This is a genomic window from Nonomuraea sp. CA-143628, assembly GCF_050942315.1.
Classification (GTDB): domain Bacteria; phylum Actinomycetota; class Actinomycetes; order Streptosporangiales; family Streptosporangiaceae; genus Nonomuraea.
In genome coordinates this window covers 13668755-13692817 of sequence record NZ_CP192072.1, presented here as the reverse complement: position 1 = coordinate 13692817, position 24063 = coordinate 13668755, and the positions used below count along the sequence as shown (strand labels likewise).

Annotated in this window: 26 protein-coding genes, 1 tRNA gene and 1 other RNA gene; 14 read left to right on the top strand and 14 right to left on the bottom strand. The window is 68.1% G+C overall.

Annotation, left to right across the window (positions count from 1 at the left end; all coding sequences use genetic code 11):
- Nucleotides 1-110 precede the first annotated feature (110 nt).
- The 5 genes from sigJ to ACQP2T_RS62865 all read right to left on the bottom strand — a co-directional run bounded on the left by sigJ (nt 111) and on the right by ACQP2T_RS62865 (nt 4727).
- The gene (gene sigJ / locus ACQP2T_RS62885; RefSeq protein ID WP_433514080.1) at nt 111-1073 is read right to left on the bottom strand and encodes an RNA polymerase sigma factor SigJ; all 963 of its coding nucleotides are present in this window, start codon (nt 1071-1073) and stop codon (nt 111-113) included.
- A 127-nt stretch (nt 1074-1200) separates the two neighbouring features.
- The gene (locus tag ACQP2T_RS62880; protein WP_433514079.1) at nt 1201-1944 is read right to left on the bottom strand and encodes an SDR family oxidoreductase; all 744 of its coding nucleotides are present in this window, start codon (nt 1942-1944) and stop codon (nt 1201-1203) included.
- Nucleotides 1945-2072: 128 nt separating this feature from the next.
- On the bottom strand, nt 2073-2318 hold the full coding sequence (locus ACQP2T_RS62875) for a DUF6289 family protein (protein ID WP_433514078.1): 246 nt from the start codon (nt 2316-2318) through the stop codon (nt 2073-2075).
- Nucleotides 2319-2543: 225 nt separating this feature from the next.
- Nucleotides 2544-2777 (bottom strand): DUF6289 family protein, encoded by a 234-nt coding sequence (locus ACQP2T_RS62870; protein ID WP_433514077.1) that lies wholly within the window; start codon nt 2775-2777, stop codon nt 2544-2546.
- Between the two features lie 687 nt (nt 2778-3464).
- Nucleotides 3465-4727 carry an MFS transporter gene (locus ACQP2T_RS62865; RefSeq protein ID WP_433514076.1) on the bottom strand — a complete coding sequence of 421 codons (1263 nt, stop codon included), beginning with the start codon at nt 4725-4727 and terminating at the stop codon, nt 3465-3467.
- Between the two features lie 132 nt (nt 4728-4859).
- On the opposite strand from ACQP2T_RS62865, the gene ACQP2T_RS62860 reads away from it, so the two are divergent.
- On the top strand, nt 4860-5792 hold the full coding sequence (locus ACQP2T_RS62860; RefSeq protein WP_433514075.1) for a LysR family transcriptional regulator: 933 nt from the start codon (nt 4860-4862) through the stop codon (nt 5790-5792).
- Here ACQP2T_RS62860 and ACQP2T_RS62855 read toward each other — a convergent pair whose 3' ends face one another.
- Nucleotides 5793-6617 (bottom strand): alpha/beta fold hydrolase, encoded by an 825-nt coding sequence (locus ACQP2T_RS62855; RefSeq protein WP_433514074.1) that lies wholly within the window; start codon nt 6615-6617, stop codon nt 5793-5795.
- A 76-nt stretch (nt 6618-6693) separates the two neighbouring features.
- Here ACQP2T_RS62855 and ACQP2T_RS62850 point away from each other — a divergent pair, with 76 nt between their 5' ends.
- Complete coding sequence (locus tag ACQP2T_RS62850) at nt 6694-7626, top strand: helix-turn-helix domain-containing protein (protein WP_433514073.1); 933 nt, start codon at nt 6694-6696, stop codon at nt 7624-7626.
- On the opposite strand, the gene ACQP2T_RS62845 is transcribed toward ACQP2T_RS62850, so the two are convergent.
- Nucleotides 7601-8059, bottom strand: a complete 459-nt coding sequence (locus ACQP2T_RS62845; RefSeq protein ID WP_433514072.1) for an ArsI/CadI family heavy metal resistance metalloenzyme — start codon at nt 8057-8059, stop codon at nt 7601-7603. The two genes, ACQP2T_RS62850 and ACQP2T_RS62845, sit on opposite strands and share 26 nt — an antisense overlap.
- An 83-nt stretch (nt 8060-8142) precedes the next feature.
- Between ACQP2T_RS62845 and ACQP2T_RS62840 the strand changes: the two genes are divergently transcribed.
- The 5 genes from ACQP2T_RS62840 (at nt 8143) to ACQP2T_RS62820 (ending at nt 10664) form a co-directional block, all read left to right on the top strand.
- Nucleotides 8143-8526: an ArsR/SmtB family transcription factor gene (locus tag ACQP2T_RS62840; protein WP_433514071.1), complete on the top strand. Its 384-nt coding sequence runs from the start codon at nt 8143-8145 to the stop codon at nt 8524-8526.
- A complete protein-coding gene (locus tag ACQP2T_RS62835) occupies nt 8523-9248 on the top strand; it encodes an aquaporin (RefSeq protein ID WP_433514070.1) in 726 nt (241 codons plus the stop codon). Before ACQP2T_RS62840 ends, ACQP2T_RS62835 begins: the two co-directional genes overlap by 4 nt.
- Nucleotides 9249-9317: 69 nt before the next feature.
- The gene (locus ACQP2T_RS62830; protein WP_433520000.1) at nt 9318-9686 is read left to right on the top strand and encodes an arsenate reductase ArsC; all 369 of its coding nucleotides are present in this window, start codon (nt 9318-9320) and stop codon (nt 9684-9686) included.
- Entirely contained in the window at nt 9683-10210 is a 528-nt protein-coding gene (locus tag ACQP2T_RS62825; RefSeq protein WP_433514069.1) for an N-acetyltransferase family protein, read from the top strand. Before ACQP2T_RS62830 ends, ACQP2T_RS62825 begins: the two co-directional genes overlap by 4 nt.
- A 94-nt stretch (nt 10211-10304) precedes the next feature.
- Nucleotides 10305-10664: an ArsR/SmtB family transcription factor gene (locus ACQP2T_RS62820; RefSeq protein ID WP_433514068.1), complete on the top strand. Its 360-nt coding sequence runs from the start codon at nt 10305-10307 to the stop codon at nt 10662-10664.
- 176 nt (nt 10665-10840) lie between these two features.
- On the opposite strand, the gene infA is transcribed toward ACQP2T_RS62820, so the two are convergent.
- The 6 genes from infA to ACQP2T_RS62790 all read right to left on the bottom strand — a co-directional run bounded on the left by infA (nt 10841) and on the right by ACQP2T_RS62790 (nt 15430).
- Complete coding sequence (gene infA / locus ACQP2T_RS62815; protein WP_433514067.1) at nt 10841-11062, bottom strand: translation initiation factor IF-1; 222 nt, start codon at nt 11060-11062, stop codon at nt 10841-10843.
- Nucleotides 11063-11199: 137 nt separating this feature from the next.
- A complete protein-coding gene (locus tag ACQP2T_RS62810) occupies nt 11200-11970 on the bottom strand; it encodes a GNAT family N-acetyltransferase (RefSeq protein WP_433514066.1) in 771 nt (256 codons plus the stop codon).
- Between the two features lie 711 nt (nt 11971-12681).
- The gene (locus ACQP2T_RS62805; RefSeq protein WP_433514065.1) at nt 12682-13719 is read right to left on the bottom strand and encodes a hypothetical protein; all 1038 of its coding nucleotides are present in this window, start codon (nt 13717-13719) and stop codon (nt 12682-12684) included.
- 278 nt (nt 13720-13997) lie between these two features.
- Nucleotides 13998-14231, bottom strand: coding sequence for a hypothetical protein (locus tag ACQP2T_RS62800; RefSeq protein WP_433514064.1), 234 nt, complete (start codon nt 14229-14231; stop codon nt 13998-14000).
- Nucleotides 14232-14353: 122 nt separating this feature from the next.
- On the bottom strand, nt 14354-14797 hold the full coding sequence (locus ACQP2T_RS62795; protein WP_433514063.1) for an HIT family protein: 444 nt from the start codon (nt 14795-14797) through the stop codon (nt 14354-14356).
- Between the two features lie 548 nt (nt 14798-15345).
- A tRNA-Ser gene (locus tag ACQP2T_RS62790) sits at nt 15346-15430 on the bottom strand.
- A 105-nt stretch (nt 15431-15535) separates the two neighbouring features.
- Here ACQP2T_RS62790 and ffs point away from each other — a divergent pair.
- Together ffs and ACQP2T_RS62780 are read left to right on the top strand one after the other, a co-directional pair.
- An RNA gene (ffs, locus tag ACQP2T_RS62785) (signal recognition particle sRNA small type) lies at nt 15536-15631 on the top strand.
- 31 nt (nt 15632-15662) lie between these two features.
- Nucleotides 15663-18257 (top strand): DNA polymerase III subunit gamma and tau, encoded by a 2595-nt coding sequence (locus ACQP2T_RS62780; protein ID WP_433514062.1) that lies wholly within the window; start codon nt 15663-15665, stop codon nt 18255-18257.
- Between the two features lie 151 nt (nt 18258-18408).
- On the opposite strand, the gene ACQP2T_RS62775 is transcribed toward ACQP2T_RS62780, so the two are convergent.
- Nucleotides 18409-19635: a transcriptional regulator gene (locus ACQP2T_RS62775; protein WP_433514061.1), complete on the bottom strand. Its 1227-nt coding sequence runs from the start codon at nt 19633-19635 to the stop codon at nt 18409-18411.
- A gap of 389 nt (nt 19636-20024) precedes the next feature.
- On the opposite strand from ACQP2T_RS62775, the gene ACQP2T_RS62770 reads away from it, so the two are divergent.
- The 5 genes from ACQP2T_RS62770 (at nt 20025) to ACQP2T_RS62750 (ending at nt 23915) form a co-directional block, all read left to right on the top strand.
- A complete protein-coding gene (locus tag ACQP2T_RS62770) occupies nt 20025-20375 on the top strand; it encodes a YbaB/EbfC family nucleoid-associated protein (protein ID WP_225302239.1) in 351 nt (116 codons plus the stop codon).
- A gap of 3 nt (nt 20376-20378) precedes the next feature.
- Nucleotides 20379-20978 (top strand): recombination mediator RecR, encoded by a 600-nt coding sequence (gene recR / locus ACQP2T_RS62765; protein WP_225302238.1) that lies wholly within the window; start codon nt 20379-20381, stop codon nt 20976-20978.
- A complete protein-coding gene (locus ACQP2T_RS62760; RefSeq protein ID WP_358534489.1) occupies nt 20971-21501 on the top strand; it encodes a DUF5063 domain-containing protein in 531 nt (176 codons plus the stop codon). The genes recR and ACQP2T_RS62760 overlap by 8 nt, the downstream gene beginning before the upstream one ends.
- 84 nt (nt 21502-21585) lie before the next feature.
- Nucleotides 21586-22860, top strand: coding sequence for an aspartate kinase (locus tag ACQP2T_RS62755; protein ID WP_358449137.1), 1275 nt, complete (start codon nt 21586-21588; stop codon nt 22858-22860).
- Complete coding sequence (locus tag ACQP2T_RS62750; protein WP_433514060.1) at nt 22857-23915, top strand: aspartate-semialdehyde dehydrogenase; 1059 nt, start codon at nt 22857-22859, stop codon at nt 23913-23915. The genes ACQP2T_RS62755 and ACQP2T_RS62750 overlap by 4 nt, the downstream gene beginning before the upstream one ends.
- Nucleotides 23916-24063 lie beyond the last annotated feature (148 nt).

Here is a 24063-nt window from a genome sequence, read left to right as displayed (position 1 = left end):
TTTTCGTCAATGCCCAATTTGTCCAGACGTGTCGAGCCGCCTCGTTCTACCGAGCTCGGACCTGCCGCTCGCTCGGGTCTACGGCGCTCGCCACTCGCTCGGACGCGAGATCAGTTCTTCTCCGGCAGTCGCGCCACATCGGATACCGGTCCGAGATGGCCGAGCTTGTCGGGATTGGCCACCGAATGGATCGCCTGGACCACGCCGTCGGCGATGTCGAGCTCGACCACGCTGGCCACGCGCCCTTCGGCGTCGTACATCACCGCGCCCGGCCGGTCGTTGACCCAGGCCGGCCGGAAGGAGACGCCGAGCATCCGGATCCGGCGGAACCCGCCGACGAGCAGTTGCGCGACGCGCCGGGGCTCGGTCGCGGGCTTGCCGATCGCCTGCGCCTTGCCGCCGCCGTCCCCGATGAGCACGGCGTCGGGCGCGAGCATGCCGAGCAGCGCGTCCATGTCGCCGCCGGCGGCGGCCTCGAAGAACCTGCGGGCGAGCTTCTCGCCTTCCGCCCGCCGCGCCGGAGGCGGCACGCTGTCGCGCGACGCCGGGGACGGAGCGCTGTCGCGCCCCCGCCTCCCGGCGGCGATGCGCTGCCTGGCGCGGGTGAAGATCTGCCGGCAGTTCACCTCGGTCTTGCCGGTCACCTTGGCCACGTCCGGGTAGCCGTACCCGAACACCTCGCGCAGCATGAACACCGCTCGCTCCACTGGCGAAAGGGACTCCAGCAGCACGAGGAACGCCATCGTCAGCGAGTCGGCCAGCTCGACGTGCTCGACCGGCCCCTGCCCATCGGCGGTCACGACGACCGGCTCGGGCAGCCAGTCCCCGACGTACGTCTCCCGCCGCACCCGCGCCGACCGCAGGTGGTCGATGCCCAGCCGCGTCACCGTCGTCGTCAGGTACGCCTTCAGGTCGGCGATCGTGGTCCCGGCCTGGCGTGCCCGGGTCAGGCCGAGGAACGCGTCCTGCACGATGTCCTCGGCGTCGCCCACCGACCCGGTCATCCCGTAGGCGATGGAGAACAGCAGCGGCCGGTACGCGACCGCGCCCGTCTCATCCGCCGGCCCAGACACCGAATCCCTCCGCCAACTCGCCTACTGCCGCTCATCTCGCTGTTCGAGGAGAGTATCGGGGCCCTCAGCACGTCCTTCGAGGAGGGTAACCGGGGCCCTCGGATCGTCGATCACGGTCGCGCGGCGGTCACCAGGCGACGGGGCCGAGGCGATCGACGAAGATGCCGGTCGGCCCGTCGGCGTCGATCGTCGCCAGCCTCACGATCGAGTCGGTGCCCTCGGTGACCGTCAGCTGCCCGGTGTGATGGTTCATGTCGGTGGCGGCGAATGTGCGATTGGCGACTTCTCCGGGAGTGGCGATGTTGAACTTGATCTCCGGGAGCGCCTGGGCGTACCGGACAGTGATCATGTTCAGCGCCGCTTTCGACGAGCTGTAGGCGAGCTCGTGCATCTTCGAGACGGGCTGCTCCGGATCGGTCACGACCGCGAAGGAGCCGCCACCGCTGGACACCATCACCACCCGCGGATGGTCCGCCGCCCGCAGCAAGGGCAGGAACGCGTTCGTGACCCTGATCGGTCCGTACACGTTGGTGTCGTAGACGGAATGAATCTCGTCGACGGTCGCGTCCGCCGGTGCGATGGCCTTTCCTGGCGCGCCGGCGTTGTTGATCAGCACATCCAGCCGGTCGGTGTGCTTCCGGACGAGGTCTGCGGCGGCGGTGACCGATTCGTCCGAGGTCACGTCCAGGGGGACCATGACCACGTTCGCGCCACCGGTGGCCAGCTTGTCGGCGGCTGCCCGCCCGCGGCCTTCGTCACGCGAGCCGAGAAAGATCGTCCAACCCAGCTCGCCGAGCCGCCGGGCTGCCTCGAGGCCGAGTCCTTTGTTGGCACCAGTGATCAATACCGAGGTCTGTTCCGCGTTTGTCATGGCCTCTAAGACGGCATGCCCTGCTCGGCTGTGACACATTGTGAGCGAGCTCACAATATCGGCGCCTGTTCGCCCGGACGGAAATCCGGCGGGGCCGCCGGTGCGCGACCCCGCCTGTATGCCTTCGTTCAGTTACAGGGGCTCGAGGTCCATTCGCTGTAGCGGGAGGTGGTGCCCCAGCTGTTGACCTGACCGTCGCAGAATTCCGTCTTGGCTCCGACCACGTTGTTGTGCTCGGGGTCGGAGTAGTACGCCGTGTTGCACATGTAGCCGGCCGGGCAGCGGAAGCCCAGCGTGCCGGCTTGTGCGGTGGCCGGTACGACAGCGAGTGCGGCGGCGGCCAAGGTCGCGATGCCGAGTACGCGACGGATCATGAATCGTCCTTCCTGATTGCGGGAAAGCGGATGGGACCCGGCAGAGTTGCCGGGAAACGGCTCATAGGTCCGCGACGGCCCTGGCCTGTGCCGGACCGGTCGGGAGGGCGACGAGGACGATGGTCGCCAGGCTAGGGCGATGAGGCGCGACGGATCATGAACGGTCCTTCGTCAGCACGAAAGCGGGATCGCTGGAAACGAACTGCCCGGCGTTTCCCGTTCCGCTCAGCAGGGGCCTCGGTAGTAGTCCGAGTAGTTGGTGCGCACACCCCAGACGTACAGGGTGCCGTCGCAGAGTTCCTCTCTCAGTCCGACCTCGGTGGTGTGGGTGGCGTCGGAGTAGTAGGTGGTGATGCAGAGGTAGTTTTCCGGGCAGGCCAAGGCCTGCGCGGGGCCGGTGGGGAGGGCGATGAGAGCAGTGGTGGCCAGGGCTGCGGCGACCAGTGCGCGACGGATCATGAATCGTCCTTCCTGAGCACGAAACGGTGTGGGACTCACCCCCCTGGGCGGCGACACAACCCATGATCGAAATGATCCGTCTCGTCCGAAAGAAACGCAATACTTACAAAGATGGCTGACGATCTGTAGATCGATAGGTGCATTCGCGGGACCTGCGTCATGGCGTGTTGTTGATATCGGACCATTGGTGGCGCGTATCGACATGATCACCTGGCGTCATGTCCGCTGTTCATGTCGCCACGCCGGATAATTCGGACGCACCCCAAGCCGGGTTTTTGATTTATGGATCGAGCGAGGCCGCCGGCCGACTGTTGTGCGCAGAAAATTTTCGGTAGATGTGCGGTAGTGATACGGGCCGGGCCCGAGGGAGGTAGTCGGCTCTGCTCTGCCCCGTCACGCCGACCGCGACGACCGTCAACGCGATGCCGAAGGCCGTCGCCGTCATCGTGATCGCGGAAGCCGTAGCCGTATGACGACCGGCCAGGGCGCGGACCGCCGGGCGAACGGGCAGCGGCAGTCGTTCCGCGTACTGACCAAGAATTTCCAGCAGCCGCGCGGCCAACGGGCCGAAACCGGAATGAAGCAGGCCACATATCGCCGGCCTCGTGCGGGAGAGAATGCGAATCTGCTGTCAGAAGTGGTTTCCCGGCAGCTGATTGCAAGAGTCGCATTCGCGCGCCGAAAATTTCACTTATTACTTGGCTTCGTCCGACCAGTTGTTGTCGGCTCAAGGCCGGGTACAAGTTCGGGACTCTGGCGGCGGGGCAGCAGCAGCGGGCTGGCGAGGATCAGCACTCCCGCGATCGTGATGGCCGCGCGTGGGCTGGTGGCGTCGGCGAGCAGTCCGGCGAGCGCGCTCAAGATGGCGATGGCGGCGCTGCTGCTGATCGACCAGGCCGACAGGGTGCGGGCGGTGCGGTCGTGTGGAGTGTGTTCAAGCCGGTAGGTGGCGAGTACCGGGTTGTACAGGCTCATGCTGATGATGATCGCGAACTCGACAGCCATCACGATCGCGAGGCCGGCGACACCGGGACGGACGAAGGCGAGGCCGATCAACCAGACCGCGCGCAGCGTGCCGACCGTACGGAGGATCTGGTGCTGGCCGTACCGTGCCACGACGCGGCGGGCAAGCCGTGAGCCGATCAGTCCGCCGACGCAGGGGGCGGCGAAGGCGAGGCCGTACGCCCAGGGGGAGAACCCGAGCTCGCGGAGCATGAGCACGGCCAGCAGCGGCTCGGTGGCCATGATGAGCCCGCTGACGAGCAGATTGTTGAAGTAGAGCGCCCGCAGCCCGGGATGGGTCAGGATGTGCCGCCAGCCGTCGAGCAGCTCGCCGGCCCTGGCCCGGCTCTTGTCGGTGCGCCTCGGGGGCTCTTCCCGGCCGCGAATGGCGCTGATCCCCAGTGCGGACAAAAGGTAGCTGAGCGCGTCGGCCACCACGGTGGTCACCGGCCCGAACAGGCCGATCGCCGCTCCGCCGAGCGGCGGCCCGATCGCGATCGAGCTCCACGTCGTCGACTCGAACCGCGCGTTGGCCACGAGCAGATCGTCCGGCCGTACGAGGGTCCTGAGGTAGGCGCCGCTGGCCGCGCCGAAGGCGATCTTGGCAGCGGCTATCACCGCCGAGACAACCAGCAGCTGTACGAAACTGAGCCGATTGAACGCGTAGGCGACCGGGATCGTCATCATGGCCGCGAACCGGGCCAGGTCCATCGCGATCATGATCGGCCGCTTGCGCCGGAACTCCACCCACGGTCCGAGCGGCAACGCGATCAGCGCGCCAACCGCCGGTCCTACAGCGGACAGCGCGGACACCTGGGCGGGGCCGGCATGCAACACCAGCACGGCTATCAGGGGTAATGCCCCGAATCCCAAGCCGGAGCCGTAGGCGCTGACCGCGTACGCCGCCCACAGCCACCCGAACCGCCGGCCCAAGGATCGTCTAGCCACGAAGCTCCGCATCTCCCCGCTCAGAACAACTTGCCGCTGACCGCTCCGATCAAAGCAAGGCCGAGAAGGCGGATCAAACAACGGGACTGGCGGGAAGCCACAACCATTCGTTGTGGGAGTAGCGTGTGGTGTGTGGATCTCAACGCCGTGCGGACCTTCGTCGCCGTCGCGGACGCCGGCCAGTTCCAGGAAGCCGCCGCAGAGCTGTCGATCACCCAGCAGGCCGTCTCCAAGCGCGTCGCCATGCTGGAGAAGGACCTCGGTGTGCGCCTGTTCACCCGTACGGCGCGCGGAGCCCAGCTCACCATCGACGGCCAGGCGTTCCTGCCTCACGCCCGTGAGCTTCTCCGGGTGGAAGAGCGGGCCGACGCGTCCGTACGTCCTGGCCGGCGTGCGCTACGCGTCGACGTCGTCAACCGGCGGGTCGCGGCTGGGGTGCTGCTGCAGGACTTCTACCGTACGCATCCCGAGATCGAGCTCGATGTCGTGACCCTGAAGGGCGACGTCGAGGCCGCGATCGCCGCTGTCGAGGCTGGGACGATCGACGCCACGTTCCACGCCGTCACGGTTCCCGCGCGGCGGCTGCCAGACCCGATCAAGACCGCCCGAGTGATCGACGAGCCGCACCAACTACTCGTAGGACCCCGCCACGCGCTCGCCAGAGCTCACGCTGTCACGCCCGCGCAGCTTGCCGGGCACCGAATCTGGATGCCCGGCATGGCCCCGGAAACCGAATGGGCCGGCTACTACGACGAACTCGCCGCCGCGTTCGGTCTCACGATCGACATGGTCGGGCCCAGCTTCGGAATCGAGGCGCTGCTGGCCGAGATCGCGGACTCCGCCGAACTGGCGACCCTTGTCGGCGAAGGCTCGCGGTATCTGTGGCCGGACAGCTACGACCTGCGGCGCATACCGGTACGTGACCCGGCGCCGCTCTACCCGATGTCACTGATCTGGCGCGACGACAACCCGCATCCCGCGCTCGTCGAACTCCGCGACTATCTCGACTCCAGACGAGTGGACGTACCTGGCACTGACGTCTGGCTGCCGAAATGGGGACAGTGATCAGTTCGCTCGCGCGGTGAAGGCTAGAAGGAGTGCGGCGGTCCGCGGCGGATCCTCGAGCATGGGTGAGTGCCCGAGACCGGGCAGCAACTCGACCGTCGCGCCCGGAATGGCGCGGTAGTCGGCGGCGGATGAGGATCGCCATCTCCGGTCGTCCGCGCCGAAGATCACCAGCAGTGGCTTGCCGAGGGGCGTCAGCCGCTCCGGGAGCGCCTGCTGTTCCAGATACTCGCGGATGCCCTGCATCGTCGCGGTGAGCGTGTGGTAGGTCATCGCGCGCACCTCGTTCAGGAGCTCTTGGGGGATCTGGTAGCCCGCGCGGCTGAACCCGGTGCTCGCGAACTGGCGGAGCTGCTTGTCGGTCGGCGGCCACTGCGAGGGCGCGATGGCGGCGGACTCCGAGGCGATGAAGGCGCCCAGGCTGGGTCCGGTGTTGATGAGCGCGAGCGCGGTCACCAGGTCGGGCCGCTGTTCGGTGAGGGCGGTGGCGACCGCCCCGCCGCTGGAATGGCCGACGACGATGGCGTGCTCGACGCCGAGCCGGTCCAGTGCCGCGCCCACCCGGCGTCCCTGCTCCGGGGTCGCGTAGCCGCGGTCGGCCGGTTTGGCTGACCGGCCGTGGCCGAGCAGGTCGATGCGGATGACGCGATGGGACGTGGTCAGCTGCGGAACCAGCGTGTCCCATGAGCGGGTCGAGGACGCGGACCCGTGGATGAGCAGGAGTACGGGGGCGTCGTCGGGGCCGTCCTGGCACACGTAGATGTCGTCGCCGTCCAGGGACAGGGTCGTCTCGGCGTGGCCTTTGACGCCGTCGGAAATGGTCATGAGGCCACTGTCGCCGCCGGTACGCGCCGGCGGATTGGACAAATGTTCCCCTCCTCCGCGTGCGTAGCATGGGACGGTGCGGACGTTCGTACACGGTGCGGCTGTGTGGGAGGTCGCGTCCCCGCAGCGGCCCAGCCGGGTGGCCGGTGTCACCATGGCCGGGTTCCGGGTCCGTGACCTGGATGCGCTGCGGATGGTCCCGCACCCGGCCGTGACGCTGCTGCTGGACTTCGGCGCCGGTTCGCCCATCCTCGCCGATGCCGCCGGGCGGCAGCAGTTGGGAAGCGTCGTCGCCGGGCCCGGGATCGGATCCGGAGGCGCGCTTTGGGCGCGAGGGGAGAACGTCGAGTGCGTACAGGTGCGCCTGTCCCCGGTGATCGCCCGCGCGATCCTGGGCGCTTCCCCCGCCGAACTCGACGGCGCCGTGGTGGCTCTCGACGACCTGTGGGGCCGGGAGGCGTCACGGATCCGCGAGCGGCTGGGCGATGTCTCGTCGTGGGAGGATCGCTTCGCGTTGACGGACGCGCTGCTCACCCGCCGGTACGCGGCGGGGTCGCCGCCGGTGGACCCGGAGGTGGCCTGGGCTTGGGACCGGATCGTCGGCGGCCGTGGCCTGGTCCGGGTCGACGGGCTGGCGGCCGAGGTGGGTTGGAGCCGTAAGCGCCTTTGGTCCCGGTTCCGCTCGCAGCTCGGCCTGCCGCCCAAGCGTGCCGTGAAGCTGGTCCGGTTCGACCATGCCGCCCACCGCCTGGTCGCGGGTGAAGGCGCGGCCCGAGTCGCGGCCGACGCCGGCTACGCGGACCAGTCCCACCTCCATCGGGATGTCGTGGCGTTCACCGGCTTGACCCCCGCGACCGTGGTCGGCGAGCGGTTTCTGGCGGTTGACGACATCGCCTGGCCTAGCCGCTCATTGGCGGTTGACGACATCGCCCGGCCCAGCCACTCATCCGCCGACCCACAGACCACAGCGAGATCGATCGCGCTCAGCAGCAGTTCTTCGAGGCGGTGACCGGTTCGTCGCCCGATGCGGTGGCTGGGGTGCAGCAGACTGAGTCGGTCTCCTTGGTCAGGGTGTCGGCGTCGCCCTTGACCACGTACACCTCCCATGGCTCGGCCCCCGGGCCGTGCACCCACACCTTGTCCTGGAGGGCGTAGCAGCAGGAGGTGTCGTTCTCCTCGAAGGTGGCCAGGCCGGCGTCCTTGAGCCGCCGGGTGGCGGCGTCGACCTGGGCGGTGTCCTCGACCTCGACGCCGAGGTGGTCCATGCGGGTCGCCTCTCCCTCCTCGCCTTCGATCAGCACCAGCTTGAGCGGTGGCTCGGCGATGGCGAAGTTGGCGTAGCCGGGGCGAAGCTTGGCCGGTTCGGTGCCGAACAGCTTGGAGTAGAAGGTGATCGAGCTCTCCAGGTCGGCGACGCGAAGGGCGAGCTGGACGCGAGACATGACGATCTCCGATCGTTGTTTCGACGGATGTCTAAGTAGTCTCGAGTTTGCGCTCTTGCTTAGAAGTCTGTCAAATTAGAGATATGTCGAAGCAGGAGCTGCCGGTGTTCGCCTCCGGATGCTGCACGCCGCTGATCGCGGAGCCGATCACGGAAGACGAGGCCGCCGAGACGGCCCGCGTGTTCAAGGCACTGGGCGACCCGATCCGGTTGCGGCTGCTGTCCCTGATCGGTGCCCACGAAAGTGGCCGCCAGGTCGGCGACGGGGTGTGCGTGTGCGAGCTGACCGAGGCTTTCACGGTCACCGCGCCGACGATCTCGCACCATCTCAAAGTGTTGCGTGAGGCCGGTCTGATCGACAGTGAACGGCGCGGCACCTGGGTCTACTACTGGATCGTCGCGGCCACGCTCAAGCGCCTGACCGGCGTGCTGGCTCTGCCCGAGACGCTTGCCGCGGACGTGCGGTGAACCTGGCGCGCCGGGCGCTGGCCGAGTTCGCCGGCACGGCCGCCCTGGTGGCGGTGGTGGTCGGCTCCGGCATCATGGCGGCCGATCTGTCGCGTGACGTCGGCGTGCAACTGCTGGCCAACAGCCTGGCCACGGCGGCGGGCCTGGCGGTGCTCATCTTGATCCTCGGACCCGTGTCCGGCGCGCACTTCAATCCGGTCGTTTCGGTGGCGGCCTGGGTGCTCACCCGACGAGACGCCGCCCCGGCGGTGCGTGGCCGGGACGTGGCGGCCTATGTGCCCGCCCAAGTCGCCGGAGCCATCGCCGGGGCCGTCCTGGCGAACGCCATGTACGCGCTCCCGGCCGTTCAGATCTCGGCTCGTGCCCGGTCCGCGCCGCACCTACTGCTGGGCGAGGTGGTGGCCACCGCCGGGCTCATCGTGGTCATCTTCGCCCTGACCCGGCAAGGCCGCGCCGCGCTGGCACCGGTCGCGGTCGGTGGCTACATCGGCGCCGCCTACTGGTTCACCAGCAGTACGAGCTTCGCCAACCCTGCCGTCACCCTGGGGCGGGCCTTCACCGACACCTTCGCCGGGATCGCTCCCGCCTCGGTGCCCGGCTTCATCGCCGCCCAGCTGGCCGGTGCCGCACTGGGCGGCCTGCTGCTGGTCATGCTCTACCCGAACAGCCCGCAACCCGTCACCGGTTCCACCCACCAGGCCGCCGCCGATCAGCTTCGATAGGAGAAACCCGTGCCCGACGTGCTGCCGCAGGTGTTGTTCGTGTGCGTGCACAACGCCGGCCGCTCCCAGATGGCCGCCGCCTTCCTGACCCACCTGGCCGGCGACCGGGTACGCGTGCGTTCGGCCGGTTCCGCCCCCGCCGACCAGGTGAACCCGGCCGTGGTGGAGGCGATGGCAGAGCGTGGCATCGACATCTCCGCCGAGATCCCCAAGGTGCTCACGGTCGATGCCGTCCAGGCCGGCGACGTCGTGATCACCATGGGTTGCGGCGACGCCTGCCCGATCTTTCCCGGCAAACGGTACGAGGACTGGGTGCTGGACGACCCGGCCGGGCAGGGCGTCGCAGCCGTACGTCCGATCCGGGACGCGATCGAGGCCCGTGTGCGCGCGCTGATCGCCGACCTCGGCTCCACTCCCGCGGACACTGCGGTCAGGTGAGCGTCACCGCGAATCCGGACGGGCCACTCATCGAGCCCATGCGTGCCGCCCAGGCCGATCAGGTTCTGGCCGTCTACCAGCTCGGCATCGACGAAGGCCAGGCCACCTTCGAGACCACCGCCCCGGCCTGGCCCCAGTTCGACGCGTCCAAGCTGTCCGACCACCGCCACGTCGCCCTCGGCGCCCTCGATGACACGCCCGGCCGGGTACTCGGCTGGATCGCCGCATCGGCCGCTTCGGCCCGCAGCGCCTACGCCGGAGTGGTCGAGCATTCGGTCTATGTACACCCCGGTGCCCGCCGACGAGGCGTCGGCCTGGCTCTGCTGCGGGCACTGATCGCCTCAACCGAAGCCGCGGGCATCTGGACCATTCAGTCCGGCATCTTCCCCGAGAACATCGCCAGCCTCGCTCTGCATGCCCGCGCCGGCTTCCGGGTGATCGGCACCCGCGAACGCATCGGCCGCCACCACGGCATCTGGCGGGATGTCGTACTGATCGAGCGTCGGAGCCCCATCGTCACCTGAACTCTCTGCTGAGTCCGGTCGCTCTCATGCCCGCATGGAATGGCGTCATCTGAGGCTTCCGCCACCATTCTTCATCGTCTATCGTCGATTAACGATGACTGGAGAGAAGGGGCCGCTCGATCGGCCTACCGCCGCCGAGTACGCCTCCTGGTTCAGGGCTCTGGCGGACACCACCCGCGTGCAGATCGTCTCGCTGCTGGCCCGGCGTGGCGCGCCGATGAGCGTGGGCGAGATCGTCGAGGCCGTCGACGTGGGCCAGTCCACCGTCTCGGCGCACCTCAGGATTCTGTCCGAGGTGCGGTTCGTGCTGGTCGAACGTGTCGGCACCTCGGCCTTCTACCGGATCAACGCCGCGTGCGTGGAGTGCTTTCCCAGCGCGGCCGATCTCGTCATGGGCCGTCCCGCTCCCAAACCGCCCACCTGTACGCCCGCGTCAGGAGATACCGATGAGTGAACCCGCCGACAGGCGTGAGGCCACCGTCCAGCGCTCTGACCCGATGGTTCGGCCCGCCTCCACCTGCTCTGGGAGCCCCGTGAAGATCCCTTCGGAATGCCAGAGAGGGTGTGCGGTGATCACGGCACACCCTCTTCTGAGCCGATGGAGAATGGGGGATCGACCGAGGCCCGCCGCTACCTGTAGCGGTAGAGGATTCGGCCGCGGGTGAGGTCGTAAGGGCTGATCTCCACGAGCACCCGGTCGTACGGCAAGATCTTGATGTAGTTCTTCCGTATCTTCCCGCTGATGTGCGCCAGCACCTTGTGGCCGTTCTCGAGCTCTACCTTGAAGGTGGCGTTGCGTAGGCACTCGATGACGGTGCCCTCCACTTCGATGCCGCCTGCTTTTCTTGCCATGATTTCTCCGGAGTGGCTGTGAGGTCGGTGCGGAAACGGATCCTGTTGCCGCAACCGTGATCGGGGCGCCTCGGCGGGCGCGGTTGTCGCGGACGGCGGCCGTGACCCGACCGTCTCGCCCGGCGATGGGTGGGGCGTCAGCGGAGTACCAGCTCCAGGTTGCTGCTCGCCCGCTGGGCGCCGACGCGCTCGAAGAGCGCCATGGCCGCCCCGTTGGATTCGTTCACCTCGGCCGATGCCGTTTCGATCCCGCGGCGGTGCAGCGAGCCCAGCACGTGGGCGAGCAGCGCCCGGGCGATACCGCGGCGGTGCTGGTCTGACCGGACCGCGATCAGCCCGATCCGTGGCTGCCGGATGACCGGCGCCACGCGGAGCAGCCCCACATATCCATCCGATTGTGCGGCCACCGCGTACTTCGACGGGTCCAGCACGGTAACGCCGTCCGGGAGGGGCAATACCTCAGCCGGCATCTCCTGCCATCCGACGGTGGCTTCGACCTCGTCGCGGATCACGCGGTCCAGCTCGCGCAGAGGGCCCTCCTGCGCCTCGCCGAGGCCCACGATCGTCACGTCCGACGGCGGTGGCGCTGAGCCGAGTCCCGTGACCTGCGGGTCGGTGGGTACGAGGTACTCCCACTCGCGGCGTCTGGTCGTGAAGCCGGCTCGTTCCCAGTGGGACGTCAACTCGAGGTCGGTTTCGTCGACCAGCGTGTACAGCGGCTTCGGCAGGTCGGCCAGCATGGCTTCGGCGAGTTGGTCGAAGACCGCGCCGTGCCACGCGTCGATGCTGACGAAGATCCGTCCGTCGGGCCTGCGCGAAGTGTCGCCGCGGCCGACCACTCGGTCGTCCGCCACAGCGTGCCATTGCCGCTCCGAGACCCGCGCGACCACTACGGGATGCTCGCCCATGTCTGAAGTGAAATTATTCATAGGTTGTTGCCTTTCGGGATTGCCTTGTTGAGGCACTCCCGGCGACACCTATGTCAATCGCCCAACCGTGATGACGAGGGGGAGCACCCACATCGATACAGCGTTCATGGGTCTCACCTCCTTGCGGCCTGTCACGGTTCCCGCACGCTATCAACCCGAACGCGATTCCGTACAACCATTTTCCGGCGACCGGCTCGGCGGGCCGCCAATGCGCTCATCAGGCGCGGGTCGCACGGCTCTCCCACCGGTCCAGGCGCCCGGCACCGTACGTCTGAACTCGCGCGCGGCCTGATCCAGCAGCACGCCGCGCCCCCGTCACCGCCTGATGGTGCTGCTGTCCGGGCGTCGCCCTGTGGTTCCCGGCGGCGGGCCGGGGGCGGGGCGCCATGGGTGAGGGCGGACACGCGACGGCGGACCTTGGTGAAGGCGGGTTTGCCGGTCCAGGCGTTCGTGCGGTCCACGGTGCTGAACGTGCTCGGACGGGAGCGAACTGAGACCCGAACTGAGACCCTTCGCCACGCGCGACCAAGCCTCTGACCTGCGCCGCGAACCAAATCGGCCCGCATTATCGTCCACCTCTTCGACGATAAGTCAGAGCACCATGCCATGCCTCATCCCGGAACGGGACGTGATCAAGGGAGACTGGCTGTCGGGATTGACCGACTTTGTGTCGCTTTCACTGTCGGAGCCTCACTCGGCGACCTCGACATGTGAGCTCACGATCACGGAGTGGAGATCGAACGCCTCCTCCGGCAACGGGACTCGCTCCGCGAGGCCGGTACGGACGTCGACCAGGTGGAGTTGGCGTTCATGCTCCTGTGTCTCGATGCAAATGAGCACCCTGCCGGTGTCGTACCAGTAGACGAAGCTTTCGATCTCCAGCAGACCGTCAATGTCGGGAGCGATGCGGCTGACGATCTGGCCGGTCTTCGCATCCAAGGTGCCAACGGTTCGGGATGGCACGCCGTACTCCTGGCCGTCGAATGCAAGCAGGCGGCCGTCGGGAGAGACATGGGTCTTCGCCAGCATCAGGTAGGGGAGAATGGGAAATCGGACCTTCGACGTCCTTCCCGGACGCACGGCGTATGCCTCAGTTGTTTTGGCGGAGTCCTTGTGAACGGCCATGAAAGTCGTGCCCGCATCGGCGATGCCGATGACACAGCACGCCCGCGGGAGAGTGAGAACCTTGGCGGTTTTCATGTCGTACCGGATGGCGTGTGACTTGGGGTGTTCTATCGAGTCGACTGCCAACCACCGGCTGTTGCGGGAGAACCCGAAGGAAACCTCCCATCCTTTCCAGTTCTTCGGGAGGGGAACGATATGGACCGTCCCTTGCTCAAGGTCTCGGATCATGAGGCGATCACTCTTGGCGTGCAGGTATGCGAGCAAGACGCCATCCGGTGACACGGCGACTTTGCCCATGTCCTCATCCGGCAGCGCGTCGCGGACCGCCCACTGCTTCCCGGAGGTGGTAACCACGTGCCATGAGTCGTCACATGACTTCGTGAAGCCGTCACAGGGCGAGTAGGCGTACCGGATCGGCTCCGAGAGCTTTTTCGGAAGACTCGGGACACGTGGCTTCGTGACTCTCGTTGATGCCGCGAAATGCACTATAGGACGCTCTTGATAGGCTGCGGCGGTGTCGACCGGTTGTGAAGCCATCCCGGCCATCAAGAGAGATACGAACACCAGGCCTGTTCGACCGAACTTTTCCACGGTGACCCCCAATTGACGTTGATCACCTTAGGGCAGATGGGGTTCGGGGGAAATACTCGAATGTAATCGACTCTCAGGTGAAGACGAGCGCCTCCGAGCGGTCGGTGGCCGTATGGATCGCCATGGCGCTCAGGAAGGTGCCCATGGCGTACCGGCCCGGTTGCTCCATATACGTTTCCGAGTCCGTAGACCTTCGTTAACCGCTGGTAACTGGGTCTCTAAGCTAGGGCAAAGACCCCCGTGCCGACCTTGGTGAACGCCCCTGTACGGGCGCGAACTGAGACTGTTGGTCAGTTCGTCGGCCGATGCGGTGGCCGGGGGCAGCAGGCCGAGCCCGGAGCCGACGGCGGTACCTCGGCGACGAAGAACAGGGAGCTGAGTTTGGTCGAAAGGGCATGGAAGTCGTCGGGGAACAGCTCACGGGCGGCCGGGTCGGGCTGGGGCTCGCTGATGAGGGCAAGGCGGAAGCCGGCGGTGGTGAAGGCATCGGTCATCGCGTGCAACGTCCTGCGCCAGAATCTCATCGGGAAGGGCTCCGACGCCATCTGGTTGCGCGTCCCATCGCCGCAGCCTAACGATCTTGGTTTCACGTTTCTGGACGTTTATGTCAAGTTTCACGAATGGACTATCTGCACGCGCCTGCTGGCTAGGGGTTGAGTGCGGCGCGCAGCCGCTCCGCGTAGGCGCGGCGGCGGTCGGCGGGGAGCCAGTCGGGCTGCGGGGGTGTGCCGTAGAGGTCGTCGCCGGGGTGGCGGGGGAAGAGGTGCTGGTGGAAGTGCCAGACATCTTGGTTGCCGGCGGGCTCGTTGTGCTGGCGGGTGGAGACGCCCGCGCAGTCGTAGGCGGTGCGCATGGCGCGGGCGAGCATTCGGGTGGCGTCGAAGATCGCGTGGCCGTCTGCGGCGGGGAGGTCGTAGAGGTTCTCGTGATGGGCGACGGGGATGATCAGCAGATGTCCCGCGTTCCGCGGCCACCAGCGGGGGCAGATCATTGCGAAGACGCGCTCGTCGCGGTAGACCACGTCGGGTTCCCGGTCCGGGGTGAGGTGGCAGAACGGGCAGTGGTAGTCGGCTGGTTCGTGGTTGTGCACCGGGGCGCCTCCCTGGCTGGTTGTCGGCGTCCGTGGAGTCTAGTTTCGGCGAGGCTCGCTGCGGTTTGCGCCCTGAAGTGGATGGGGAACGTCGCGGGTGACTGGCCACGAACCGCAGCCGACGACCCGCGACACCTCCGCAAACCTTGGTCGGACGTTGCGCGAAGCGCTTAGGAAAATGGGTCTTCACCACGGCGATCGGTCGCCCCGTCAGCCCATGCAGCGACTACCACGAGTGGAAGGAACTTCTGGCTTCGGCTGGACTGAGGGATGGGCGGCTCCACGACGCCCGGCACACCGCCGCGACCGTCCTGCTGGTCGGGTTCCTGAGCGAACAGTGATGGTCATCATGGGGTGGTCCAGTAGCGGCATGGCACGTCGGTGCCGGCACGTCACCGACGGCATCCGGAACACGGTGGCAAAGCAGGTTGACGGCCTGCTCTGGGATGGGGACAAGTCCTCCGCCGAAGCCAACTGAGGCCCGGAACAGCGAAAGGGGCCGACTTGGATGGGGTCGGCCCCTTCGCGTTTACTACCTCAACCAGGCGCGGAGGATAGGGGATTTGAACCCCTGATAGGTTGCCCTATACACGCTTTCCAAGCGTGCGCCCTCGGCCACTAGGCGAATCCTCCGCCGAGTAGCTTACCGGACTCCCGTACGTGACAAGACCATGATTTACGTCCGGCGAGACCACGATTTGGCTGCAGCGAGCACTGCTGGATGTGGCTAGACTGTCCAAGGACCCCTCGCGCGGCGTCATCCTGTGAACCTCCCCAGGGCCGGAAGGCAGCAAGGATAAGCGGGCTCTGGCGGGTGTGCGGGGGGTCTCTTCGTTGAGAGCCCCCTCGCAGGCGGGATGGTCGCATGAGCCTTGCGCTTTATCGCAGGTACCGACCTGGGACCTTCGCCGAGGTCAAGGGTCAGGAGCACGTCACAGATCCGCTCCGACAGGCGCTGCGCACAGGCCGTATCAACCACGCCTACCTCTTCAGCGGGCCGCGCGGCTGCGGCAAGACCTCCAGCGCCCGCATCCTGGCGCGTTCGCTCAACTGTGAGAAGGGCCCCACCCCCGACCCGTGCGGCGTCTGCGAGTCGTGTGTCGCGCTCGCCCCCACCGGGCCGGGTCACCTCGACGTCATCGAGATCGACGCCGCCTCCCACGGTGGCGTGGACGACGCGCGTGACCTGCGCGAGCGGGCCTTCTTCGCGCCCGTCTCCGCGCGCTACAAGATCTACATCATCGACGAGGCGCACATGGTGACCCGCGAGGGTTTCAACGCGCTGCTCAAGCTCGTCGAGGAGCCTCCGCCGCACCTGAAGTTCATTTTCGCGACCACCGAGCCGGAAAAGGTCATCGGGACCATCAAGTCGCGGACCCACCACTATCCCTTCCGGCTGATGCCGCCAGCGACGCTGCGCGCGCTGCTCGAAGAGATTCTGGTCGCGGAGAATGTGCCGTTCGAGCCGACCGCCCTGCCACTGGTCGTACGCGCGGGAGCCGGGTCCGCGCGTGACTCGCTGTCCATCCTCGACCAGCTGCTCGCCGGAGCCGAGGACGACGGCATCACCTACGCCAAGGCCGTCTCGCTGCTCGGCTACACCGATGGTGACCTGCTCGACGAGGTCGTCCAGGCGTTCGCCTCCCGTGACGGAGCGCAGGTCTTCCACACCGTCAACCGGGTGATCGAGGGCGGCCACGATCCACGCCGGTTCGCCTCCGACCTGCTCGAACGCTTCCGCGACCTGGTGATCCTGGCGAACGTCCCCGAGGCCGCGGGCAGCGGCCTGCTCGATCGTCCGGCCGACGAGCTGGAGCGCCTCGTCCAGCAGGCGAGCTCCATGGGGCCGGCCGAGCTCACGCGGGCCGCCGAGATCTTCAACGCCGGCCTCACCGAGATGCGCGGCGCGACCTCGCCGCGGCTCCTGCTTGAGTTGATGTGCGCTCGCGTTCTGCTGCCCGGCGCGTCGCAGGGCGAGGACGCCCTGCTCGCCCGTCTTGAACGCCTCGAACGCGGCGGCGCCGTCGCCCAGATGGCCGCCCGGGCAGCATCGACTGCTGGTGGTGCTGTGCAGGTCAGTGGTCCGGCCCATGCGGGTGCTGCTGCTTACGCGAGTGGTCCGGTGCATGGTGGTGCTGAGTACGCGAGTGGTCCCGCGCAGGGTGGTGGGTCCGCGCATGCTGGTGTTCCGCAGGCTGGGGATGGCGCTCATGCTGGTGGGGGCGCGCAGGCCGACAGTTCGGCGGGTGGTGTGTCCGCGAGCGCGGGGTCCCAGGGGGGCGGCGCCGATGACTGGCCGGAGCCGGCTCGGCCCGGGCGGCCCGCGCAGTCACCCGCTGGATCCCAGGCAGCGTCGACGCCCGGCGCCGGGTCCCACGGGCCGACGTCGCACGCGGCCGCGCCTCAGGGCCCGTCGGCCCAAGGCCAGGCGTCCCACGGGCAGGCGCCTCAGGGGCAAGGGGCGTCGTCCCATCAGGGTGCTGCTCCAGTTGGTGGTGGTGGGGCGGTCCAGCAGCAGTGGCCCGCCGTGTTGGCCGCGCTCAAGCGGCGCAGCATCGTCGTCTGGGCCAATGTGAGCACCAACGCCCAGGTGGTGGGCATCGAGGGCAACCTGGTCACGCTCGGCTTCGGTCAGGTCGGCGCGATGAAGAACTTCACGGGTGGCGGCAAGGACGCCGTGGTGGCCGGCGCGCTGGGTGATGTGTTCGGCGGCACCTGGCGGGTTGAGGCGGTCGTGGGCGGCTCCCCGGTCCCGCAGGGCTCTGGGGGCTCGCGGCCGGGGCCTCAGTCCGGTCCGCCCACGGGTCCGCAGCCGGGCTCTCACGCGGGTCCGCAAGCGGGCTCGCACACAGGACCGCACCAAGGCTCGCACTCGGGCCCGCAAACGGATTCGCCGCAGTCGGGCGTTTCCCGGTACGACCAGCCGGGGTCTGCGACAGCCCCGCAGAGCGGTGCTCAGCCGGGGCACGCCCGTGCTCATTCGCATGGCTCGTCGGACGACGACTCCGGTTCTCAGGAGGCGGGCCAACCACCCGGACCAGCCGACCACGCCTCACAAAACGGTGGCCGCCCGACGACGGACGAGTCCTGGCCGGAAGCGCCTGACGATCCGGGTCCCGGCTCTCCGCCCACCCCGGACCCCACCGACTCGACCACCGGTGTCCGGCCCCAGGGCGCGGGACAAACCGTGAGCGTGGGCGCGGGCACTGGCTCGCCCGGGGCGGGACTGGCCGCCGCGAGGTCGGCCGCGAAGGCAGCCGCCCAGGCGGGTCCCAGGGCCCCCGCCTCCAGGCAGCAGGCAAGCGCTGCCGCCTGGCCCGAGGCCGTCCCCAACCGCCGGAAGGGTCCGGAGGCCGACGAGGTCGACCCGCTCAACGACGCTGACGCGGACGTGGACGCGCGCTCCGGCATGGCCCTCCTCCAGAGCGAGCTCGGCGCCCAGGTGATCGGCGAACTCTGAGGCCACACCGTCTCCCGTGGTCGGGCATGCGGTGAGCCGGCGGTCCAAGGCAGCGGTCTCAGGCGTGCGGGTGGGCTCGAATGCCGACGGTCGCAGGCGTGCGGGCAAACTCGGGCGGCGACATCTCAGGCAGACTCGGGCGGCGGCGGTCTCAGGCGCGTAGGCGGGCTTGGGCGGCGGCGGCGCGGTGGTCGGTCGCGGGGAGGGTGGTCGCGAGACGCTGCAGGACCTCGAAGTCCTCCCGTCCGCCGGAGGTCTGCGCGTACGCCCACAGATCGTCGGGTGAGCCGCGCAGCAGCAGACACGTACGTACCTGGACCTCGAATTCGTCCCGTTCGCGGCGGATCTCGGGCGACTCCGAGCGCGGCAGCAGGGGGCCGGCGTAGACGCGGGCCAGTGAGGCGGGGTCCGAGCTCGCCAGCAGGCCCCGGAGCTCCAGGAAGTCGGCCTCTATGGGTGAGGTCAGCCGGTACGGCCGGGCGCCGATCGTGTCGCCGAGCTCGGCGCGGAGGCGGTGGATCTCGACCCGGATCGTCACCGGATTGCCGTCGTCGCCGTACAGATGGAAAGAGAGCTGTTCGGCGGTGAGACCGCTGGGGTGCAGGGCCAGGAGGGCGAGGATCTCGGCGTGCCGGAGGGAGAGTGGCAGGCGGTGCTCGCCCACCAGGGCGGTCGGCGAGCCTTCGCCGAGGAAGCCGTGCAGGCGGAGGCGGGTGGACGTCGGGGCGGACGCAGGGGGTGCGGCGCGCAGAAGGTAGCCGTCGGAGAAGGGTTCGAGGAGGACGAAACGGCCGTCCCGGAGGATCATGCGCTCGCCGGGGGCGGGTAGCGGGAGCCGTTCGCCGAGTGTGCCCAGCGGGTCTCCGGAGAGTACGCGTCCGGTCGGGGAGAGCAGGATGCCCGGGTGGCCGCCCAGGGCCTCGTAGCGGCGGCGCAGGCGTTCGTCGCGTTCGTGCATGCGCAGGGCGAGTTGGGTCTCGGCGAGCTTGGCCGTGGCGCAGACCAGCGCGACCGTGGCCGGGTGCGGGGAGCGCGCGGTGCCGCTGATGTCGACGCAGCCGAGCACCCGGTCGGTGTCGGGGTCGATGATCGGGGCGGCGCTCCGTGACTGTACGTGCAGGACGCGCATGAGAGGTCTGTCGGTGCAGGGCTCGGGTTCGGTGGCGACGCGCAGGATGCCAGGGTTGCCGTCGCGCCACAGGACCATGCCGTCGGCGTCCGTCACGACCATCATGTGGGCGGATTCGTCGGCCATGTGGGTGAGTGACTGGGCGAGTAAGGGGAGCAGCGGCTGCAACGGGTGCACATCGCAGAGGTCGTGGGTGTTTCCGATCTCGTTCGTGTTCTCCTGGTCGACGCGCGGCCCTGTGGTGACCATCCCGTACGGTCCCTCCGACGCCGCCTCCTCCATAACCGCCGCCGCGCGAGAGTGCGCTTCCGGATGTGTGTGACACATGGGCCACTCCAAGTAGTCAACCCCTTACGGTGAGCATCCGCTTCGCGATTGGTGGCCGCAACCGGTTCGGGGGGATTGCAAGGGGTGATTGAACGATCGCAACGTGTGTGCAACGTTGCCGAGGCTAGCGTGCGGCAACGCGTCGGCGTGGTGCGGCCGCTCCGGCCGACGTGTTGGCCGGGTCTCGGACACTGGAGGGGGGCCGGGATCCGGCCAAGGCGAAACGTTGGGGATGCCGCAGTACATGACGACGCCCAAACACCGTAGGCTCGTGGCAGTCAAGAACGCGGAGCCACGAGGAGCGCACGACGGTGAACCCAGGGGATGTCAACCTGCAGCAGCTGCTGGAGCAGGCACAGCTCATGCAGCAGCAGCTTGTGAGCGCCCAGCAGGAGCTCAACGACGCGCAGATCGAGGGCTCGGCCGGCGGCGGCATGGTCACAGCCGTGGTCAACGGTTCGGGAGAGCTGCTCGAGCTGAAGATCAACCCGAGCGTCATAGACGCCGACGACCCGCAGGACACGGCCGACACGATCGCCGACCTGGTGATCGCCGCCGTACGCGACGCCGTTCGCGCGGCGGCCGACCTGCAGCAGGAGAAACTGGGCCCGCTGGCCCAGGGACTCGGCGGCGGCGGTCTCGGACAGTTGCCAGGGTTCTAGGCCATGTACGAAGGGGTCGTCCAGAACCTGATCGACGAGCTCGGCATGCTGCCCGGCGTCGGTCCCAAGAGCGCGCAGCGGATCGCGTTCCACCTGCTGGCGGCCGACCCGGCCGACGTGAAGCGGCTGGCCCACGCCCTGCTGGAGGTCAAGGAGAAGGTCAGGTTCTGCCGGGTCTGCGGCAACGTGGCCGCCGAGGAGGAGTGCCGCATCTGCCGCGACCAGCGGCGCGACACTCATGTGATCTGCGTGGTCGAGGAGTCCAAGGACGTCGTCGCGATCGAGAAGACGCGCGAGTTCCGCGGGACCTATCACGTGCTCGGCGGCGCGATCAGCCCGATCGACGGCGTCGGCCCTGACGATCTGCGCATCCGGGAGCTCATGACGCGCCTGGCCGACGGCCGGGTCACGGAGCTCATCCTCGCCACGGACCCCAATCTCGAGGGGGAGGCGACGGCTACCTACCTTGCCCGTCTGGTCAAGCCGATGGGTCTGAAAGTGACACGACTGGCCAGCGGTCTGCCTGTGGGCGGTGACCTCGAGTACGCCGACGAGGTGACCTTGGGCCGCGCGTTCGAAGGACGGAGGCTGCTGGATGTCTGACCAGTGGAGCGCGCTGGCGGAGGAGATCGCCGCTCACGCGCAGAACTATGTGGACGGCCTGACCAGGGTCGCCGGCGGCGAGGGCGGCGACGCCATCTGGTCGCTACTGCTGGTCGAAGTGGCGCAGGTAAGTCTCGCGGGCGCCAAGCTCGGCGCCAACGAGGATGTGATCCTCTCGGGCAACTACGAGCCGCCGCTGAGTGAGGATCCCGACATCGACGGCGTACGTACCGCGATGTCGGAGTTGCTGGAGGCGGTCGACGACTATGCCGAGGTGTTCGACCCGTACAAAGACACGGGTGTCACCCCCTACCGGCTCTCCGACGACCTGACGGCGGTCGCCGCCGACCTCATCCACGGGCTGCGGCATTTTCAGGCCGGTCGGCCGCACGAGGCGCTGTGGTGGTGGCAATACTCCTATTTCAATACGTGGGGCAACCACGCGGGCGCGGCCATGCGGGCACTTCAGGCACTCGCCGCCCATTCGCGGCTTGACGTGGCGGAGGAAGCCACGACGGTGTGATCATCCACATAGTGGTATGAACCATCAGGCGCATGAGAAGCCCCCAGTAGACTGGCAGCTCACAGTCCGAACCGGGAGACTCTCGTGGCGCTCGTTGTGCAAAAGTACGGTGGTTCGTCCGTCGCCGACGCGTCCTGCATCAAGCGGGTCGCGCAGCGGATCGTTGCGACGAAAAAAGCCGGCAACGACGTGGTCGTGATCGTCTCCGCGATGGGTGACACGACGGACGAGCTGCTCGACCTGGCCGAGCAGGTGTCGCCGCTGCCTCCGGGCCGCGAGCTCGACATGCTGCTGACCTCCGGCGAGCGCATCTCGATGGCCCTGCTGGCGATGGCGATCGCCAACCTGGGGCACGAGGCCCGTTCGTTCACCGGCTCGCAGGCGGGTGTGATCACCGACTCCACGCACGGCAAGGCGCGCATCATCGACGTGACGCCGAGCCGCATCCGCGAGGCGCTCGACCGGGGCCACATCGCGATCGTGGCCGGGTTCCAGGGCGTCTCGCAGGACACCAAGGACATCACCACGCTGGGCCGCGGCGGCTCCGACACGACCGCCGTGGCGCTGGCCGCCGCGCTGAGCGCGGATGTCTGCGAGATCTACACCGACGTCGACGGCATCTTCACCGCCGACCCCCGCATCGTGGGCGCGGCACAGCAGATCCCCAAGATCTCCTATGACGAGATGATGGAGATGGCCGCCTGCGGTGCGAAGATCCTGCACCTGCGCTGCGTCGAGTACGCTCGGCGCTTCCATGTGCCGATCCACGTACGCAGTTCGTTCAGCACCAAAGAAGGCACCTGGGTCGTTTCTGATCCTTATACCGAAGGAACCGAGATGGAGCAGCCGATCATCTCCGGCGTCGCGCACGACCGGAGCGAGGCCAAGATCACCGTTGTCGGGGTGCCCGACAAGGTCGGCGAGGCTGCCGCGATCTTCAAAACTCTGGCGGACGCCGGGATCAACATTGACATGATCGTGCAGAACGTCTCGGCCGCGGCCACGGGCCGCACCGACATCTCCTTCACGCTGCCCACGACCGACAGCTCGACGGCGCTGACGGCGTTGAAGAAGATCCAGGGTGACATCGCCTACGAGTCGCTGCTCTTCGACGACCAGATCGGGAAAGTGTCGCTGATCGGGGCGGGCATGCGCTCGCACCCGGGCGTCACGGCGACGTTCTTCGCGGCTCTCGCCGACGCGGGGGTCAACATCGAGATGATCTCCACCTCGGAGATCCGCATCTCGGTGATCGTCGGGCAGGACGGTGTGGACACGGCCGTGGCGGCCGCGCACCGGGCCTTCGATCTCGACGCGGACCAGGTCTCAGCAGTGGTGTACGGAGGTTCAGGACGATGAGCAGGCCCAATCTGGCGTTGATCGGCGCGACCGGGGCCGTGGGCACCGTCATGCGCGACCTCGTCTCCACCCGCGCCGACATCTGGGGCGAGGTACGCCTCGTCGCCTCGGCGCGTTCGGCCGGCAAGCTGCTCCGGGTGCGTGGCGAGGACGTCGTCGTGCAGGCACTGGCGCCCGAGGTGTTCGACGGCATCGACATCGCCATCTTCGACGTGCCCGACGAGGTGTCGGCCGTGTGGGTGCCGATCGCGGCCGAGCGTGGCGCCATCGCGATCGACAAGTCCGGCACGTTCCGCATGGAGCCCGACGTGCCGCTGGTCGTGCCGGAGGTCAACCCGCTCGACGCCCGGCTGCGGCCGCGCAACATCATCTCGACCCCCAACTGCACCACGCTGTCGATGATGGCGGCCATGGGCGCGCTGCACGCCGAATACGTGCTCAAGGAGCTCGTCGTCGCCTCCTACCAGGCGGTTTCCGGCGCGGGCGTGGCCGGTTCCGCGCGGCTGTACGACGAGGTCGAGGCGCTGGCCGGCGACCGGTCGATCGGCCAGGTGGCGGGCGACGTACGCAAGGTGCTGGGCAACAAGCTGCCCGAGGAGTCGCCGTTCCCGGCGCCGATCGCGTTCAACGTGGTGCCGTGGGCGGGCTCGTACAAGGAGGGTGGCTGGGCCTCCGAGGAGCTCAAGCTGCGCAACGAGTCGCGCAAGATCCTCGGCATCCCCGACCTGAAGGTCTCCGCGACCTGTGTCCGGGTGCCGGTGGTCACCACGCATTCGCTGGCGGTGCACGCGCGGTTCGAGCGCGACATCACGGTGGCGGACGCGCACCGGGTGCTGGAGGCGGCGCCGACGGTGGTGCTGATGGACGACCCGGCCAACGGGGTCTACCCGACGCCGATCGACGTCGTGGGCACCGACCCGACGTATGTCGGGCGGGTCCGGCAGGCGGTGGACTTCCCCAACACGCTGGATCTGTTCGTGTGCGGCGACAACCTGCGCAAGGGAGCGGCGCTCAACGCCGCCGAGATCGCCGAGCTGGTGGCGAGCGAGCTGTAGTCGCCCCTCGCGAGGTGTGGTCGCTTCGCCGGGGCTCCCGGTAGGCGGCGCGTCGTGCGTGTTCGCACGACGCGCCGCCGTCTGGGCCGTTGGCCCTGTCATCTGGGCGTATCACGAAGCCGTGTCACCAGGCCGTGTCGCCAGGCCC

Excerpts from the sequence above, each read along its gene's own strand:
- ACQP2T_RS62875 (WP_433514078.1), bottom strand. The coding sequence starts at position 2,318 with ATGATCCGTCGCGTACTCGGCATCGCGACCTTGGCCGCCGCCGCACTC.
- ACQP2T_RS62840 (WP_433514071.1), top strand. The coding sequence starts at position 8,143 with ATGTCGAAGCAGGAGCTGCCGGTGTTCGCCTCCGGATGCTGCACGCCG.
- recR (WP_225302238.1), top strand. The coding sequence starts at position 20,379 with ATGTACGAAGGGGTCGTCCAGAACCTGATCGACGAGCTCGGCATGCTG.
- ACQP2T_RS62830 (WP_433520000.1), top strand. The coding sequence starts at position 9,318 with ATGGCCGCCGCCTTCCTGACCCACCTGGCCGGCGACCGGGTACGCGTG.
- infA (WP_433514067.1), bottom strand. The coding sequence starts at position 11,062 with ATGGCAAGAAAAGCAGGCGGCATCGAAGTGGAGGGCACCGTCATCGAG.
- ACQP2T_RS62780 (WP_433514062.1), top strand. The coding sequence starts at position 15,663 with ATGAGCCTTGCGCTTTATCGCAGGTACCGACCTGGGACCTTCGCCGAG.
- ACQP2T_RS62870 (WP_433514077.1), bottom strand. The coding sequence starts at position 2,777 with ATGATCCGTCGCGCACTGGTCGCCGCAGCCCTGGCCACCACTGCTCTC.
- ACQP2T_RS62820 (WP_433514068.1), top strand. The coding sequence starts at position 10,305 with ATGACTGGAGAGAAGGGGCCGCTCGATCGGCCTACCGCCGCCGAGTAC.
- ACQP2T_RS62775 (WP_433514061.1), bottom strand. The coding sequence starts at position 19,635 with ATGGTCACCACAGGGCCGCGCGTCGACCAGGAGAACACGAACGAGATC.
- ACQP2T_RS62845 (WP_433514072.1), bottom strand. The coding sequence starts at position 8,059 with ATGTCTCGCGTCCAGCTCGCCCTTCGCGTCGCCGACCTGGAGAGCTCG.
- ACQP2T_RS62855 (WP_433514074.1), bottom strand. The coding sequence starts at position 6,617 with ATGACCATTTCCGACGGCGTCAAAGGCCACGCCGAGACGACCCTGTCC.
- ACQP2T_RS62880 (WP_433514079.1), bottom strand. The coding sequence starts at position 1,944 with ATGACAAACGCGGAACAGACCTCGGTATTGATCACTGGTGCCAACAAA.
- ACQP2T_RS62760 (WP_358534489.1), top strand. The coding sequence starts at position 20,971 with ATGTCTGACCAGTGGAGCGCGCTGGCGGAGGAGATCGCCGCTCACGCG.
- ACQP2T_RS62810 (WP_433514066.1), bottom strand. The coding sequence starts at position 11,970 with ATGGGCGAGCATCCCGTAGTGGTCGCGCGGGTCTCGGAGCGGCAATGG.
- ACQP2T_RS62750 (WP_433514060.1), top strand. The coding sequence starts at position 22,857 with ATGAGCAGGCCCAATCTGGCGTTGATCGGCGCGACCGGGGCCGTGGGC.
- ACQP2T_RS62800 (WP_433514064.1), bottom strand. The coding sequence starts at position 14,231 with ATGAGATTCTGGCGCAGGACGTTGCACGCGATGACCGATGCCTTCACC.